The sequence below is a fragment of the Lentilitoribacter sp. EG35 genome (genome assembly GCF_040784015.1).
GTDB lineage: Bacteria > Pseudomonadota > Alphaproteobacteria > Rhizobiales > Rhizobiaceae > Lentilitoribacter.
Window position 1 is genome coordinate 12,569 of the sequence record NZ_JBFNGQ010000008.1, and the last position, 15,662, is coordinate 28,230.

The 15,662-nt window shown below is 44.0% G+C and carries 13 protein-coding genes, 1 tRNA gene, 1 pseudogene and 1 riboswitch; of the genes and pseudogenes, 12 read left to right on the forward strand and 3 right to left on the reverse strand.

All coding sequences use genetic code 11. The features are described 5' to 3' along the window. The first annotated feature begins 99 nt into the window (after nucleotides 1-99). From AB2J24_RS13940 to AB2J24_RS13955, 4 genes are all read left to right on the forward strand, one after another. Nucleotides 100-1,632: a sugar ABC transporter ATP-binding protein gene (locus AB2J24_RS13940; RefSeq protein ID WP_367385899.1), complete on the forward strand. Its 1,533-nt coding sequence runs from the start codon at nucleotides 100-102 to the stop codon at nucleotides 1,630-1,632. 2 nt (nucleotides 1,633-1,634) lie between these two features. Next, complete coding sequence (locus AB2J24_RS13945; protein ID WP_162654561.1) at nucleotides 1,635-2,657, forward strand: ABC transporter permease; 1,023 nt, start codon at nucleotides 1,635-1,637, stop codon at nucleotides 2,655-2,657. A 49-nt stretch (nucleotides 2,658-2,706) separates the two neighbouring features. After that, a complete protein-coding gene (locus AB2J24_RS13950) occupies nucleotides 2,707-3,744 on the forward strand; it encodes a substrate-binding domain-containing protein (RefSeq protein ID WP_367386003.1) in 1,038 nt (345 codons plus the stop codon). A 161-nt stretch (nucleotides 3,745-3,905) separates the two neighbouring features. Further along, nucleotides 3,906-4,119: riboswitch (cobalamin riboswitch) on the forward strand. A 50-nt stretch (nucleotides 4,120-4,169) separates the two neighbouring features. Then, the gene (locus tag AB2J24_RS13955) at nucleotides 4,170-4,853 is read left to right on the forward strand and encodes an energy-coupling factor ABC transporter permease (RefSeq protein ID WP_162654563.1); all 684 of its coding nucleotides are present in this window, start codon (nucleotides 4,170-4,172) and stop codon (nucleotides 4,851-4,853) included. A 173-nt stretch (nucleotides 4,854-5,026) separates the two neighbouring features. Here AB2J24_RS13955 and AB2J24_RS13960 read toward each other — a convergent pair. Beyond that, nucleotides 5,027-5,116, reverse strand: a tRNA-Ser gene (locus AB2J24_RS13960). A 232-nt stretch (nucleotides 5,117-5,348) separates the two neighbouring features. On the opposite strand from AB2J24_RS13960, the gene AB2J24_RS13965 reads away from it, so the two are divergent. From AB2J24_RS13965 to AB2J24_RS13980, 4 genes are all read left to right on the forward strand, one after another. Beyond that, nucleotides 5,349-5,669 carry a hypothetical protein gene (locus AB2J24_RS13965; RefSeq protein WP_367385900.1) on the forward strand — a complete coding sequence of 107 codons (321 nt, stop codon included), beginning with the start codon at nucleotides 5,349-5,351 and terminating at the stop codon, nucleotides 5,667-5,669. A gap of 14 nt (nucleotides 5,670-5,683) precedes the next feature. Beyond that, complete coding sequence (gene msrA, locus AB2J24_RS13970; protein ID WP_367385901.1) at nucleotides 5,684-6,337, forward strand: peptide-methionine (S)-S-oxide reductase MsrA; 654 nt, start codon at nucleotides 5,684-5,686, stop codon at nucleotides 6,335-6,337. A gap of 165 nt (nucleotides 6,338-6,502) precedes the next feature. Further along, nucleotides 6,503-9,226 (forward strand): DNA mismatch repair protein MutS, encoded by a 2,724-nt coding sequence (mutS, locus tag AB2J24_RS13975; RefSeq protein ID WP_420883662.1) that lies wholly within the window; start codon nucleotides 6,503-6,505, stop codon nucleotides 9,224-9,226. A gap of 1 nt (nucleotide 9,227) precedes the next feature. After that, entirely contained in the window at nucleotides 9,228-10,223 is a 996-nt protein-coding gene (locus AB2J24_RS13980) for an adenosine kinase (protein WP_162654566.1), read from the forward strand. 81 nt (nucleotides 10,224-10,304) lie between these two features. On the opposite strand, the gene AB2J24_RS13985 is transcribed toward AB2J24_RS13980, so the two are convergent. Beyond that, nucleotides 10,305-11,060: an SDR family oxidoreductase gene (locus tag AB2J24_RS13985; RefSeq protein ID WP_367385903.1), complete on the reverse strand. Its 756-nt coding sequence runs from the start codon at nucleotides 11,058-11,060 to the stop codon at nucleotides 10,305-10,307. Nucleotides 11,061-11,254: 194 nt separating this feature from the next. Continuing rightward, nucleotides 11,255-11,914, reverse strand: coding sequence for a nucleotide exchange factor GrpE (grpE, locus tag AB2J24_RS13990; RefSeq protein WP_162654568.1), 660 nt, complete (start codon nucleotides 11,912-11,914; stop codon nucleotides 11,255-11,257). A 279-nt stretch (nucleotides 11,915-12,193) separates the two neighbouring features. On the opposite strand from grpE, the gene AB2J24_RS13995 reads away from it, so the two are divergent. The 4 genes and pseudogenes from AB2J24_RS13995 to AB2J24_RS14010 form a co-directional block, all read left to right on the forward strand. Continuing rightward, nucleotides 12,194-13,432 (forward strand): polyhydroxyalkanoate depolymerase, encoded by a 1,239-nt coding sequence (locus AB2J24_RS13995; protein ID WP_162654569.1) that lies wholly within the window; start codon nucleotides 12,194-12,196, stop codon nucleotides 13,430-13,432. A gap of 200 nt (nucleotides 13,433-13,632) precedes the next feature. Beyond that, nucleotides 13,633-14,076, forward strand: a complete 444-nt coding sequence (locus AB2J24_RS14000; protein WP_162654570.1) for a DUF2852 domain-containing protein — start codon at nucleotides 13,633-13,635, stop codon at nucleotides 14,074-14,076. 90 nt (nucleotides 14,077-14,166) lie between these two features. After that, a complete protein-coding gene (locus tag AB2J24_RS14005; RefSeq protein WP_420883658.1) occupies nucleotides 14,167-14,913 on the forward strand; it encodes a M48 family metallopeptidase in 747 nt (248 codons plus the stop codon). A gap of 71 nt (nucleotides 14,914-14,984) precedes the next feature. Then, nucleotides 14,985-15,608: pseudogene (locus AB2J24_RS14010) on the forward strand (phosphoribosylanthranilate isomerase); the annotation flags it as partial. Nucleotides 15,609-15,662: the final 54 nt, after the last annotated feature.

The following is a 15,662-nucleotide window of genomic DNA, read 5'->3' on the forward strand; positions in this document are numbered from 1 at the left end:
TTTGCTTGACTCTGATAATATTTGCAAGACATTATAGGCGCATGTTACCGGTAACATGCAAATTGAGGTACTGTTAACTGGGTGGTGGAGGAGAATAAAATGCCAAAGTCAGCGCAAAATGGCTTGTTTTTCGATGATATCGTCAAATCATTTGGCGGTACGCTTGCACTACGTGGCGTATCATTACATGTTGCTCGCGGTGAAATCGTTGCGCTTTTGGGAGAAAATGGCGCTGGCAAGTCAACACTTATCAAGGTTCTTGGCGGTATTCACAATCCAGATTCAGGCCATGTCTCTATTGATGGAACACGCTATACTCACTCTCCTTCACGACTGGATGAACGGCAAGCGGTAGCATTTATCCACCAAGATTTAGGTTTGGTGGAATGGATGACTGTTGCTGAAAACATGGCTTTAGCACAAGGTTTTGCACGTAGACTTGGTTTAATCGATTGGAAGAACGCTGAAGATAATGCAGCGCGTGCACTTAGAAAAGTTAATTGTGATTTTGACCCAACAACCCGAGTGTCTGACCTTAGCCGAACAGAAAAATCACTTGTAGCAATTGCAAGAGCTTTATCTGTTGAATGCGATTTTTTAGTTTTGGATGAACCAACAGCCTCTCTCCCTGCGGACGAAGTGGAACGCTTGTTCAATGCGCTTCGTCCGTTAAAGGAAGCAGGCGTGGGGATGATATATGTTTCTCATCGCCTTGATGAAGTCTTCAAAATTGCTGATCGCGTTGCTGTTTTGCGGGATGGAATGATGGTCGGGATGCGTGACATTGCTCATACGAACCCTCCAGAATTGGTTAACCTTATCGTGGGTAAGAAAACCCGGGAGATTGATCGTCCAGGGGTTAATCTTGGCGCACCTGTTATTCAAACTCGTGCCTTATGCTCAGGTATTGCCGGCCCGCTTGATATGAAAATCAATCATGGTGAAATCGTAGGGTTGGTTGGACTACGCGGCGCAGGCCACGAGGAAATTGGGCGCAGTTTTTACGGTGCCAGTCCATTTACCGGCGAAATTATTCTTGATGGAGAGAAGCCCGATCTAAGCACACCAAGAGCGGCAATGAAATCAGGGGTCGGTCTTGTTGCACGTGATCGTGTTGTTGAATCTATCGCACCAAGTCTAACCATTCGCGAGAATGCTTATTTGAACCCTGAAGCTACCGGACGCGGGTTATTCTCATTCATGTCGTCAAAGACCGAAGACAGTAAAGCATATGAATTGGGGCGTGATTTAGGACTTAGCCCAAATGATCCAACACTCGCGATTGAAGCCTTATCGGGCGGAAACCAACAAAAGGTTATTGTCGGGCGCTGGTTAGCGACTAACCGCAAATTATTGATTGCAGAGGACCCTACAGCTGGTGTTGATGTGGGCGCAAAAGCTGAAATCTATGCATTGTTGTTTGAAGCACTATCCACTGGAATGGGCGTGATCGTGGTTTCTACGGATTTTGAAGAAGTCGCCGCGATTTGTCATCGCGCTATTGTCTTTAGTCGGGGACAGGTCGTCGAAGAACTTTCCGGCGTTAGCCTTTCGACCGAAACACTTATTCAAGCAGCTTCCGCTGGGGACGTTGCTCAAAATTCACCCGAACTTGAAGCGGGTAGGAGTTAGTTATGCAATCTATTGAATCTGGCGCTCTTGAGCCAACAAAAGCAGAAGTAAAGGGTTTGAGTTTCGGAGAAAAACTAGTCCGCTATATACCAGTTTATGGTCTGTTAATCCTTACCATCTCTCTGATAATTCTTTTCTCCATCATGTTGCCGGATACTTTTCCGACGATGCTGAATCTTCGCGCCATTTTATCCGACAAAGCCATTATTGCACTACTTAGCCTTGCTGCAATGATCCCCATGGCCGCAGGGCGTATTGATTTAACGGTTGGATATGGAATTGTGCTTTGGCATATTCTAGCGATCTCACTTCAAACACTTTACGGAGTTCCCTGGCCTGCTGCTGTATTGATTGTCATTATACTTGGCGCATTGGTTGGTTTTCTAAATGGTGTTTTGGTTGAGGTTGCAAAAATTGACTCCTTCATCGCAACATTGGGAACAGGCACTGTACTTTATGCATTAGCTTTATGGCACACTGGTGGCCGTCAGGTTGTAGGCGCTTTGCCCGATGGGTTTTATTCCATCAGCGGTACATTCATCTTTGGCTTACCGATCACCGCATATTACGTATTTGTCATTACGATAGCGCTCTGGCTTGTGCTTGAATATACACCCATGGGCCGATATCTTTATGCGATTGGCGCAAATCAAAAAGCTGCCGAACTCAATGGCATTCCAACACGAAAATTTGTTGTTGGCACCTTCGTAGCGTCAGGGATCATGACGGCTCTGGCAGGCGTTATCCTTGCGGCAAAACTAAGAATTGGTCAGGCAAGTGTTGGCCTCGAATATTTACTCCCCGCTCTTGTAGGCGCTTTCTTAGGATCAACGACAATAAAACCCGGCCGCGTAAATGTGTGGGGCACCATTATTGGTGTATCCATTCTTGCTGTGGGCATTTCAGGAATTCAGCAATTTGGCGGCTCGTTCTGGGTTGAGCCGATGTTTAATGGCGCAACATTATTGATCGCCATTGGAATTGCTGGCTATGCGCAAAGACGAAAGGGCGCAGTCAAAAAATAATTAAACTTCATCAGCAACTATGGAGGTAACCATGCTGAAACGTACATTTATGAAAGTCCTGCTAGCAGGCACAATTATTGCAGGTTCAAGCTTTTCGGCTGCGAACGCTCAGATGGCGAAATGGGATGGCCCAACCACCGGACCAAAAGCAGCAGATAATAAGACAATTGTTGTTCTGGCTGGCGATCTAAAAAACGGTGGCATCTTGGGTGTTACCAATGGCGTTGAAGAAGCTGCCGCAAAAATTGGTTGGAACGTACGCGTAATTGATGGCGCTGGTTCAATTTCAGGCCGTACTGCTGCATTTGGACAAGCGATGGCATTGCAACCCGCAGGTATTGTTATCAACGGTTTTGATGCTGTTGAACAACAAGCTGCGCTTGAAACCGTTGCAGCCGCAAAAATCCCTATGGTATCCTGGCACTCAGGTCCAAAAATTGGCTGCGATGCACCGGGCGGCATCTTCGCAAATGTATCAACGGATGCCATGACTGTTTCTGAAACGGCCGCTGAATGGGCAGTTGAAGATGCTGGCGGTAAGCCTGCCGTTGTTATCTTCACAGATTCAACCTACCAGATTGCGATTGATAAAGCAGATCGCATTAAAGAAACCATTGAGAAAATGGGTGGCACCGTTCTTGAGTATGTAGATACGCCTATTGCCGATACATCTGCTCGAATGGGCCCTCTGACGACGTCATTATTGCAGAAATACGGTGCAAAATGGACGCATGCCCTGGCTATTAATGACTTATATTTTGACTTTATGGGCCCTGCACTTGCCGCAGCTGGTATTGCTGGGGATGGGGCACCTAAAGCCGGCTCGGCTGGCGATGGTTCTGAGGCAGCTTTTCAGCGCATTCGCACAAATCAGTATCAAGCGATCACCGTAGCCGAGCCTTTAAATTTACAAGGTTGGCAGCTCGTGGATGAGTTGAACCGTGCAATCCAGGGTGAAGCATGTTCTGGTTACATAACTTCACCTGCACTTGTTACGGAAGAAGGCCTTAAGGCTATGGGTGATAGCAATCAATTTGACCCCCAGTCGCCATACCGTGAAGCATACGCAAAAATCTGGGGCAAATAGGCCATCTAAGCGTTACAAAAGGCGGCCAAGTTGGCCGCCTTTTTACGTGTAATAAATGATATTGCATTCAGTTTCTAACTGCATTTCCATCTCCCCATTAATCAGAACAGATCTGAAATCCCCAAACTTGCGAATTATAACTTGCTCAATCAAAGCGATTCTGCAAAAACAACAGAGATGGTTTTTGAAAGCTAGACAGCGGACGAAAATAAAAGGGAACATAGCAAGGCGTATCCAAAAGGAACCTAATCTATGGCTGCCCCCGCAACTGTATGTGGTTGTTAATCTCGTTATACCACTGGCCAACTTGGCTGGGAAGGTGAGAAAAACATGAAACCATGAGCCAGGAGACCTGCCATCAGCAACCGGCCGAATCGGCCAAAACTTAAACTCGCGCACGGTGGGTGCGAACAAGGAGTAATATAATGCATGTAGAACCTGGCGTCGTTGATGGCGCAAAAATCGCTTTGAGCTATGCAACTGCAGTTGGTGCTGCTGGTCTTTTAGGAAAAATGGCACTTGATACAATTAAACATGATGGTGGTATCTCAGCACTAGCAGTAAGAAGTGTAATTTCAACCATTTTGGTATTTGTTTTCTTTCAAGTACTTCCCCATTATCCAGTTGGCGTTTCGGAAGTTCACTTTATTTTGGGCTCAACCCTTTATCTTTTGTTTGGCGGCGGTGCCGCAGCAATTGGTTTGGCGGCAGGCCTTCTTCTTCAAGGCGTATTGTTCGCGCCAATTGATTTGCCGCAATATGGCATCAACTTAACAACATTGCTTGTTCCGCTTTGGGCTGTTGGTATGCTTGCAAAGCGCATTATTGCGCCAAAAACGGCTTATGTGGATCTATCCTATAAACAAGCACTTGCGCTATCGACAACATACCAAGCCGGCATTGTTGGCTGGGTTGCGTTCTGGGCATTTTATGGCCAAGGCTTCGGCGCAGAAAACCTGTCTAGCGTTGCGTCATTCGGTGCCGCTTATATGCTTGTCATTCTTGTTGAACCAATTGCTGATTTGGCAGTCCTATACGGTGCAAAAACACTTCGCGGGGCTTCAAACTCACCTATATTATACAATCGCCTGCATAATCCTGCGGCATAGTAGTCCTTATTCCCAAATCCAAAAATGATTTGGAGCATTTAAGGAAAGTATCAATAGCAGCATAATTTTGCTGCTATTTTTGTTGGTGCTAGAGAAACTTCTTTGCGGCATCAGATCAAATATTTGCCTGTTTTACCGCAAATTCGCTATGCTATTTCCACAAAAGTTAGAAATGGCGGAGAGGAAGGGATTCGAACCCTCGAGACAGTTGCCCGCCTACACGCTTTCCAAGCGTGCGCCTTCGACCACTCGGCCACCTCTCCGTTCTTATCGCGTTATACGGTGATAAGATTAAACACTAGCTCGGTAGTTCTTGCTAGGATTTCCGCGCAATATAGCCAGAACCAATGTTTTAGCAATCACTTTCTAGTATTTTTGTTGCAAAATTCGACAAGCTGATAGACGCAAGATATCTGGTGGCATTGCACAATCTAGATACGTAAATTAAGTCTATGCCAAGATTTACAATACGACCTTCAGAAAAGTTTAAAACGAATGAGATTTATTTTCCGCTTTATCAGTATCATCTGCCTCATTATTGCAATCATTGTTGGGGTTGTGGATGCACTTCACTCGGTCGTTGTCGGTCAGCTAACGCTTGCTCCTCTCGGTGAATCTTGGGAAGGGTTTAATCCGGAATCTCTGGAACTTGCAACAACGCTCATTCAGACTTATCTTTTAAAAGAAGCGTGGGACCCGGTCGCGCAATGGATATTACTGCAGCCAAGTTCGGTAGTATTTTTAGTGCTGTCATTTTTGTTCTATGCGCTAAGCTATAAACGCGAAAAACCCGAAGATCGTTTTTTTACGCGATAAGTTGCAAAGGATGAATGATGTTGTTTGAGAATTTTTTTTCGAAAAAAACACAAATGCCAACTACGGCAGACGCATTACCTGGTCGCAGTGATGCCATAGCGACATCTGAGTTTCATTTTGTCAATCAGATGTCTTTAAAAGGCCCATGGTCGGATAACCTGGAAACTGCCTATTTTGGGATGGGCTGCTTTTGGGGTGTTGAACGTCTCTATTGGCAAATTGATGGTGTTTTTGTCACGGCAACTGGTTATGCCGGGGGCATTACACCTAACCCTACTTATGAAGAAACGGTCACAGGACAAACAGGACACACAGAGATTGTGCAAGTCGTTTTTGATTCCAGAAAAGTTACATTTGAACAGCTTCTAAAAACATTCTGGGAAGAACACGACCCAACTCAAGGCATGCGCCAAGGCAATGATGTGGGTACAACTTATCGCTCTGCAATATATACGACTACCAGAGCTCAACTAGAAGCCGCCAAATTAAGTTTAAAACAATATCAAAAAAACCTTAGTAAAGCAGGTGTTTCCTCAGAAATTACAACCGAGATTAAGCCGCTTGATACTTTTTATTATGCTGAGGGATATCACCAGCAATATCTGGCAAAAAACCCCGGTGGCTATTGTAACCTTCGAGGAACGGGCGTTACTTGTGTTAAATCCTAAGTAAATTACTCATCAATCACATGATTGAATTGTGAGAAATTGCTTATTACAGTTGTTATTCTCCTGCCAATGTTTAGTGTGAGCAGATGATTTTTCTCTCACGGGCAAACTCCCATCTGTCCGCATTCGCATGAGCCGGCACACATTTTGACTAACAAAAAATCTATTAAAGATCCCCATTTATTAAGTAATCTTGTTAGCCAAGAAAGCCGTGCATCAGCGACGCCGATGATGGAACAATTCATTGAGATCAAAGCGACAAACCCAGACTCACTTTTGTTCTACCGTATGGGCGATTTTTATGAACTATTTTTTGACGATGCTGTGGATGCATCTCGCGCACTGGGCATAACGCTGACTAAGCGCGGTCAACATATGGGCGAAGATATTCCCATGTGTGGCGTGCCCGTTCATGCTGCTGATGATTATTTGCAAAAACTAATTGCTCTAGGTTTCCGTGTATCTGTTTGCGAACAAACAGAAGCTCCAAGCGAGGCAAAAAAACGTGGAGCCAAGTCTGTTGTGCGGCGTGATGTCGTCAGGCTTGTCACACCGGGAACGCTGACAGAGGAAAAACTTCTTACCCCATCGCAATCAAATTATCTGATGACAGCCGCTCGCCTTAAAACAAGTGGTGAGCATGAGTTCGCACTTGCATGGGCAGATATCTCAACAGGGCAATTTCGGGTTTGTACATCAACAAAGACCAGACTCCTAGCTGATATTTTGCGCATTGAACCAAGTGAATTGGTTGTTTCAGAAAACCTTTTTCATGATGAAGATCTTCGCGCAACATTTGATATTTTGGGAACGACAGCTGTCCCTCAACCCGCTGTGATGTTTGATAGTACGGTTGCCGAAGATCGTATAAAGCGGTTCTTTGATATTTCCGCACTTGATGGCATAGGTAATTTTTCTCGGGTAGAATTGGCAGCAATTGCGGCTACCATCGGCTATATCGAAAAAACGCAACTGGATGAACGCCCGCCATTGGAAAAACCTTCTCGGGATGGAGATGGGCAAAATCTGTTTATTGACCCAGCAACACGTGCGAACCTGGAACTTGTCAGGACTTTATCTGGCGAGAAAAACGGAAGTCTGCTTAAAGCAATAGATCGAACTGTAACTGGAGGTGGTGGCCGCCTTTTAGCAGAACGCCTCATGTCACCACTTACTGACCCTGACGAAATTAATACTCGGCTTGATTCGGTGAGTTGGTTTATCAAAGACAATATGCTATCCGAACAACTTGCAGAAGCACTCAAGGCTATGCCAGATATGCTACGTGCATTATCACGTCTTGCTCTCAATCGAGGAGGTCCACGAGACCTCGGTACATTGCGTATGGGCATTAGCACGTCAAGGGAAGTTCTATCCATATTTGGGGATCGGCATATGCCGGTTGAGATCTCAGATGCTGTTACACATCTATCTTCACTACCAGCGGAACTTCTTGATAGCTTAAATAAGACACTTTCTAACGAATTACCGCTGCTTAAACGCGATGGTGGTTTCATAAAGAAAGGCTACCACGAAACATTAGATGAATGCCTAGCTTTGCGTGATCAATCTCGGCAGGTTATTGCCGGGTTGCAACTCAAATATGCAGAAGAAACATCTGTAAAAAACCTTAAGATCAAGCACAATAATATGCTTGGTTACTTCATTGAAGTAACTGCACAAAACGCTAGTGCCTTAACATCAGATGATGAAGCAAAGGCTAAATTTATTCACCGGCAAACGATGGCCAACGCTATGCGTTTTACCACCACAGAGTTGGCGGAACTTGAAAGCAAAATTGCAAACTCTGCCAATGAAGCAATACAAATAGAATTAAGCTTATTCGACGAACTTTGCGAGCTCGTCGTCAAACATGCATCCTTAATCAAAAATATAGCTGATGCGATATCTACAATTGACGTTGCCATCGCAAATGCTGATTTGGCCCAAGAGCAGGGATATTGCCGTCCACAAGTGGACCATTCACATGAATTTAACATAGTCGCAGGTCGTCACCCGGTTGTTGAACAAGCACTTCGACTACAATCAGCTGATCCGTTTGTTGCAAATGATTGCAATCTTTCACCGAATGAAACAGAACAAAACGCAGCAATTTGGTTGCTTACTGGTCCTAATATGGGTGGTAAATCAACTTTTCTTCGCCAAAATGCACTTATCGCTATAATGGCACAAATGGGTTCTTATGTTCCCGCGGGGCATGCTCATATTGGTATCGTGGACCGCCTATTTTCTCGCGTGGGAGCTTCCGATGATCTGGCTCGTGGACGCTCGACATTTATGGTCGAGATGGTCGAAACAGCAGCTATCCTTAATCAAGCTACCGAAAAATCACTCGTGATCCTGGATGAAATTGGCCGCGGCACATCAACTTTTGATGGGCTTTCAATTGCGTGGGCTGCCGTTGAACATTTACACGAAGTAAACTGTAGCCGGGGACTATTTGCGACACATTTTCATGAACTTACAGCCTTATCAGATAAATTGGTCCGTCTTTCGACGGCCACCATGAAGGTCAAAGAGTGGGATGGCGATGTAGTTTTTTTGCATGAAGTCGGGCCTGGCACTGCAGATCGATCATATGGAATTCAAGTTGCCCGACTTGCTGGATTGCCAGATATTGTTGTTCATCGCGCGCGCGAAGTTCTAAAACAACTCGAAGAAAATGATAGAGAAAATCCAGCTCAACAACTTATTGATGACTTGCCGCTATTTTCCGTCAAAGCCGATATACCAACGCATCATGGAAAGAATGAACCGAGTGAAGTAGAAAATCTTTTGCAAAGCCTCAATCCAGATGATATGTCGCCACGCGAAGCCCTTGAAAAGCTTTACGAGCTAAAGCGCCATCAAAACAAAAATGAGACTTAAAATGCCATCTATTGATATCCTTTGTATCGGAAATGCTATTGTGGATATTATCGCGCGTTGTGATGATAAATTTCTCGAAGACAATGGCATTATCAAAGGTGCCATGAATCTGATCGATTCTGATCGAGCTAAAACACTATATGCACGCATGGGACCGGCCATTGAAACATCTGGCGGAAGTGCTTGCAACACCGCCGCAGGCGCAGCAGGATTTGGCGCAAAAACAGCTTTGTTTGCAAAAATTTCCAATGATCAACTCGGTGAGATTTTTACCCATGACATTCGTGCCATTGGCACGCAATTTGAAAGTGTGCCATTAGACGGAACACCACCGACTGCTAGATCCATGGTGTTTGTTACACCTGATGCGGAACGAACATTTAACACCTACCTTGGTGCTTGCGTTGAGATCGGGCCAGAAGATATCGATGTGCAAGTCGTAGCTGATTCAAAGGTTACATATTTCGAAGGCTACCTGTGGGATCCGCCGCGTGCAAAAGATGCCATCCGCTTGGCATCAAAGATAGCTCATGAGAATGGCCGATTGGTGGCCGGATCACTCTCTGATTCTTTTTGTGTTGATCGTCATCGCGTAGAGTTTTTGGACCTTATTAGAACAGGTACGATTGACATCGTTTTTGCCAATGAAGATGAAGTAAAATCTCTCTACGAGACCGATAGTTTTGATGTAGCGGTTGAAAATCTGCGCCGCGATTGCAATTTTGCGACCGTGACACGTGGCCCAAAAGGCTCGATCGTTATCAATGGAGATGAAACTATTATCGTAGATGGCCATCATGTCGAAAATATTGTTGATACATCTGGCGCTGGCGATCTTTATGCAGCTGGTTTCTTATATGGCTTTACCCACGATCATGACTTGGAAACATGTGCCAAATTAGGAAACTTTATTGCATCGCAAGTCATTCAGTATATTGGACCAAGACTGCAAGTATCAATTCCAGATCTTGTTAAAGAATCCGGTATTCTGAAATAAACTAACGCACAATAACAGGTTGATCGAAGTATCAATTTTAACAATAAAGCTGCTGGCTACACAATTGCCAGCAGCGTAAGATTAAAGCAACCGAACAGATATTCCGCCATCAATGCTAAGCTGTGCGCCTGTTACAAAACTTGATCGATCAGATAACAAGTATAACGCCGATTGCGCAATCTCTTTTGGGTCAGCCAGGCGTTTCAACGGATGCAAGTTCGCAATAAATTCCTGAGTATCGGGATCATCTCCCGCCATTGCAGTTTTTGTTCCTCCAGGAAGGATAGCGTTTACACGGATACCCTCGCCAGCATGTTCAGATGCAAGCGCCTGCGTTAATCCGGTCATCCCAGCTTTTGAGGCAGCATAAGCGGCCATTCCCGGCATACCGCCATTGCTGGACCCGACAAAAGAACTAGTGAACACAATAGCTCCTTTTCCCTGTGTAATCATTGCTGGTATTTGGGCTTTAGAAGCATAAAATGCGCTGGATAAGTTGGCCGCAATTACAGCATCCCAATTTGCTGAATCCATCTCAGAAACCGGACCCATGTTCCCCATGATTCCCGCGTTATTAAATGCACCATCAAGTTTGCCATACTTTTCTAATGCATGATCCACGAGCTGCTTGGAATAGGCTTCGTCAGTCACATCACCGATAAAGCAGGATGCTTTGCCATTACTAAGAATAATTTGATCAACTACTTTTTTCAATTCGGCTTTACGCCTTGCGCCGAGAACTACGTTAGCGCCTTCCGAGGCAAAAAGCAGAGCGGCGGCAGCGCCGATACCACTGCTTGCGCCAGTAATAATGATTGTTTTGTTTTTTAGTTCCATAATCATGCCTTTCTGTTTTGCACGACTATGCTTTATTAAATTCACCCCTATTCAAACCACCCGATTCTTGCGTTAATCAAAATGCATGGAATCAGTGCGCAAGGGAATACATTTCCAGATGAATCATCACCTGAAAGTAAGGAGCTGAATTGAAAAATTAGACCTATCGATCTTTAAAACCAATAATGTCCAAGTTATTCTTTAGAATCAATATCTTGTTCGACAATTTTAGGTCCACCTTTGGCGACACCAACCATTGCTGGTCGTAAAACACGGGTGCCAATAACGTAACCATCCTGCACCACATTAACCACCGTGTTGTTTGGTGTTTCTGTATCAGGAACTTCGAACATCGCTTGATGGAAATTTGGATCAAATTTCTTACCCATTACGTCAAGCTTCTTAACACCATGTCGTTCCAATGCAGAAAGCATTGAACGCTCAGTCATTTCAACGCCTTCCAATAGCGCTTTCAGATTTTCATCTGCAGCGCCATCTTCTGCTTTTGGAGCAGCTTCAATCGTACGACGTAAATTATCCGCAACACCAAGCATATCTTTTGCAAAACTAGAAACAGAAAATGTTTTAGCATCTTGTATTTCACGCTGCGTGCGTTTCCGCAGGTTTTGCATGTCAGCAACTGCACGAAGCGCATCATCTTTAAGCGTCTGGTTTTCAAGCAAGAGTTTTTCAAGCACTTCATGATCATTAGATTGATCAGCTTCGCCTGCCTCTTCTTCATTCAACGAGGAAGCGTCGATCTTTTCTTCAGCCTTGTTTAACGCCTCAAGAATTTCTTCAAGTTTGTTATCAACGTTTTCAGAACCACTATTTTCGGGGGCTTCCTGACTCATTGTTCGGAATTCTCACTTTTTACAATTTTTGAATTTCCAACTGCATATCGACATTATATGGCAAAAATCAAGAGCTAATCCGTCAAATATGTAAATAACCTCCAATCCAAAACATTGAATTATCTACTCCTAGATACGAAATTTGAGACGAAGAATTGCAAATAACGCATATTTAATGCCGATTTGGTACCATTTTCACACATTGTTGCGTTGCAATACACACGGAGCATGCTAACTTGATCCATCCAAATGCGGAAAACTATAAAGGCGGCTATATATATGTTTTATAACTTTCATGAGCTTAATCATGCGGCTATTGCTCCGATGCGTGCCTATGCAGATGCGCTCCGATTTGCTTACGAGAGCCCTGCCAATCCCTTTTCCAAATCGCCAATGGTACGCTCTCTTTCCGCAGGCCTAGAAGTATTTGAACGCACGACACGTCGTTATGGTAAGCCAGATTTTGGATTGGAAACTACGCAGATCGATGGCAAGACAGTCGCCGTCGAAGAAAATATTATTTGGTCGAAACCTTTTTGTGATCTCCTGCATTTCAAGCGAGACCTTCCAAAAAGCTGCAAGTCACAGCCAAAAATTCTCCTTGTAGCTCCAATGTCCGGTCATTACGCAACACTTTTGCGGGGAACAGTTGAAACACTCCTTCCACATGCTGAAATTTATATAACAGATTGGACGGACGCTCGCATTGTTCCAAAAGCCGTCGGTAGCTTCGATCTTGATGATTATATCGACTACATAATTGATATGTTTGACACATTGGGACCAGATACACATGTCATGTCAGTTTGCCAGCCGTCTGTGCCTGTGTTAGCTGCGGTCTCACTTATGGAAGCACGTAAGAGTAAGAATACGCCTCGCTCCATGACCCTCATGGGTGGCCCCATTGATACGCGTGTGAATCCAACCGGAGTGAATAAACTCGCTCAATCCAAACCATTGTCTTGGTTTGAAGAAAACGTAATCATGTCAGTGCCTTGGCCGCTTAAAGGTTTTGGTCGTCGTGTTTATCCAGGATTTCTTCAACTATCAGGCTTCATGTCTATGAACTTGGATAAGCATGTTGAAGCAAAGAGTAAGTTCTTCATGAATCTGGTCAAGGGTGATGGAGATACAGCAGAAAAACATCGTGAATTTTATGATGAATATATGGCTGTAATGGATTTAACCGAGGAGTTCTATCTTCAAACGGTTGACGTTGTGTTCATTACACATGCGTTGCCGAAAGGTGAAATGATGCATCGCGGCGAACTTGTTGACACAAGAAGCATCAAGAAGTGCGCTCTTTTCACAATCGAAGGCGAAAATGATGATATTACTGGTGTTGGGCAAACCCAAGCAGCACATACTCTTTGCCCTAATATTCCTAAGACTAAACGTGAACACTATATGCAACCAGATGTTGGGCATTATGGTGTGTTTTCCGGCTCCCGATTTAGAAAAGAAATTGCGCCCCGTATTTTAAAGTTTACTGCAAATCTTAATAACAAGGTCGGTTAGAGTTACATTGGTTTTCCGATTTATTGAAAAATTTATCTAAATCTAGAATATGTGTAAGTTATTGATTCTAATTTATTTTCCATTATAATTTTCTGTAATTTATTGCGAATGACCTTCTTACGTGGTTGAATTTATCCATCTGCCTCACAACATCTATATTGTAAGGAGGCACAAATGCCTCACCAACATGAGGATAAAAAATGATACAATCAGCACTAGTACGTCCCGCATGGACGCCTGTAACCATCGCTCTGATGGTATTGGGCTTTATGGTTTTTTGGCCGCTTGGTCTTGCCATGATCGCCTATATTATTTGGGGTGAACGTTTGGATGAATTTAAATCTGAAATGAATAATGCAACAGATGGATTCTTCAGATCTTGTCGTAGATCTGGTTCTGGATTTGGTCGAAGCCGCTCACATTACAATTCGGGCAATATGGCTTTTGACGAATGGCGAGATGAAGAACTTCAACGTTTGGACGAAGAACGTCGTAAGCTTGATGCAATGCGTGAAGAATTTGACGCACATATGCGTGATTTACGCAGAGCGCGTGACAAAGAAGAGTTTGATGCATTTATGCAATCTCGATCCAAGTCAGGCAAAAAAAACAAAAAATCGTCAGTTCCAAAAACAACTGACTGATAGATTAGATGATACGGCGCTTTAGCGCCGTTTTTCTTCGTTAGAATGATTAAATTATTCTACGCAAAACGAATCAGTTAAAATGGTTGCATGCTCTCCTTTTTGAAGAAAACAGCCAATGATAGGCCCCAAGACAGATTTATTGATGTTGGTGATCGATCATTACCACTCAAGATTCGTCCCCACGCGCGCGCGAAGCGCATCACCTTACGCATTGATCCTGGCGGGCGGGGACTAAGCCTTACGATCCCGCGAAAACTTCCCGAACATGAGATTAATGAATTTTTGGAGAAGTACCATGGCTGGATTTTAACAAAGCTAGCCAAGTTTCCCAAAGATGATGAACTCATTGAGGGTGGATATATTAAAATTCGCGGCCAAGATCATCTTATAGAACGCACAGGGAAAATTCGCGGAATAACTGAAACTGTTCAGTTGGATGGAGAATTTATCCTTAGAGTTTCTGGGGATGTGCCACACCTTAAACGACGCATTTCGGATTTTTTAAAATCAGAAGCACGCAAAGATCTCGAAAAATCGACACATTATCACGCTGAAAAAATAGGGCGCTCTTTTAAGTCCATCAGCCTACGCGATACGAAAAGTCGTTGGGGTTCTTGTTCATCAGATGGCAGTCTATCTTACTCATGGCGAATAATCATGGCGCCGCCATTTGTGCTGGATTATCTAGCTGCACACGAGGTATCTCACCTTGTTGAAATGAACCACGAACCACAATTTTGGCAATTATGCGAGAACCTTTGCCCGCATACTCAGGATGCAAAAAAGTGGCTAAAGAAAAATGGTAGTCTTCTTCACGCCATAAATTTCAACTAAATTACGCTGAATCATCTTCAAACCTATCAAAATACTCGACTCTTTGCGCTATTCATGGCACTTGCGGAATTATGAAACTTACGATCAAAACATGTGGTTTGAAATCTGCCGAAATCGTGGCCCATTCTGTTGAAAACGGCGCTGATCAGATCGGATTTATATTCTTTGAAAAAAGCCCGCGACATGTGACGGTTCAGCAAGCCAGTGATGCAGCAGTACCCGCACGCGGCAAGGCTGAGATCGTGGCCGTATCGGTAAATGCGAGTGACGAGTATCTTGATGAAATCGTAACTGGCCTTCAGCCAGATATGTTACAACTACACGGTAAGGAAACACCAGATCGCGTAGCAGAAGTTAAACATCGCTACGGCTTACCAGTTATGAAAGCTTTTTCAATACAGAGCGCTACAGATCTTGACAAAATAAAGCCGTATATTGGTATCGCTGATCGTATGTTGTTTGATGCGAAAGCCCCCAAAAATTCTGAATTACCTGGTGGCAATGGGGTATCATTTGATTGGACTCTGCTTGATACACTTGATCCAGAGATTGAATATATGCTTTCAGGCGGACTAAATGCTGATAATGTTGGCATAGCAATTGAAAGTACAAATGCGTTTGGGCTTGATCTTTCTTCTGGAATTGAAAGCTCGCCGGGCGTAAAAGATAAAACCTTGATGACTAACTTCTTTCAAACCATCAATAAGAATTTGGGGCATCAAGCAGTAAATAAAGCTATTGGGAGAACG

Excerpts from the sequence above, each read along its gene's own strand:
- AB2J24_RS13985 (WP_367385903.1), bottom strand. The coding sequence starts at position 11,060 with ATGGAACTAAAAAACAAAACAATCATTATTACTGGCGCAAGCAGTGGT.
- AB2J24_RS14005 (WP_420883658.1), top strand. The coding sequence starts at position 14,167 with ATGCTCTCCTTTTTGAAGAAAACAGCCAATGATAGGCCCCAAGACAGA.
- AB2J24_RS13995 (WP_162654569.1), top strand. The coding sequence starts at position 12,194 with ATGTTTTATAACTTTCATGAGCTTAATCATGCGGCTATTGCTCCGATG.
- AB2J24_RS14000 (WP_162654570.1), top strand. The coding sequence starts at position 13,633 with ATGATACAATCAGCACTAGTACGTCCCGCATGGACGCCTGTAACCATC.
- grpE (WP_162654568.1), bottom strand. The coding sequence starts at position 11,914 with ATGAGTCAGGAAGCCCCCGAAAATAGTGGTTCTGAAAACGTTGATAAC.
- AB2J24_RS13950 (WP_367386003.1), top strand. The coding sequence starts at position 2,707 with ATGAAAGTCCTGCTAGCAGGCACAATTATTGCAGGTTCAAGCTTTTCG.
- msrA (WP_367385901.1), top strand. The coding sequence starts at position 5,684 with ATGATGTTGTTTGAGAATTTTTTTTCGAAAAAAACACAAATGCCAACT.
- AB2J24_RS13945 (WP_162654561.1), top strand. The coding sequence starts at position 1,635 with ATGCAATCTATTGAATCTGGCGCTCTTGAGCCAACAAAAGCAGAAGTA.
- AB2J24_RS13940 (WP_367385899.1), top strand. The coding sequence starts at position 100 with ATGCCAAAGTCAGCGCAAAATGGCTTGTTTTTCGATGATATCGTCAAA.
- AB2J24_RS13980 (WP_162654566.1), top strand. The coding sequence starts at position 9,228 with ATGCCATCTATTGATATCCTTTGTATCGGAAATGCTATTGTGGATATT.
- AB2J24_RS13955 (WP_162654563.1), top strand. The coding sequence starts at position 4,170 with ATGCATGTAGAACCTGGCGTCGTTGATGGCGCAAAAATCGCTTTGAGC.
- AB2J24_RS13965 (WP_367385900.1), top strand. The coding sequence starts at position 5,349 with ATGAGATTTATTTTCCGCTTTATCAGTATCATCTGCCTCATTATTGCA.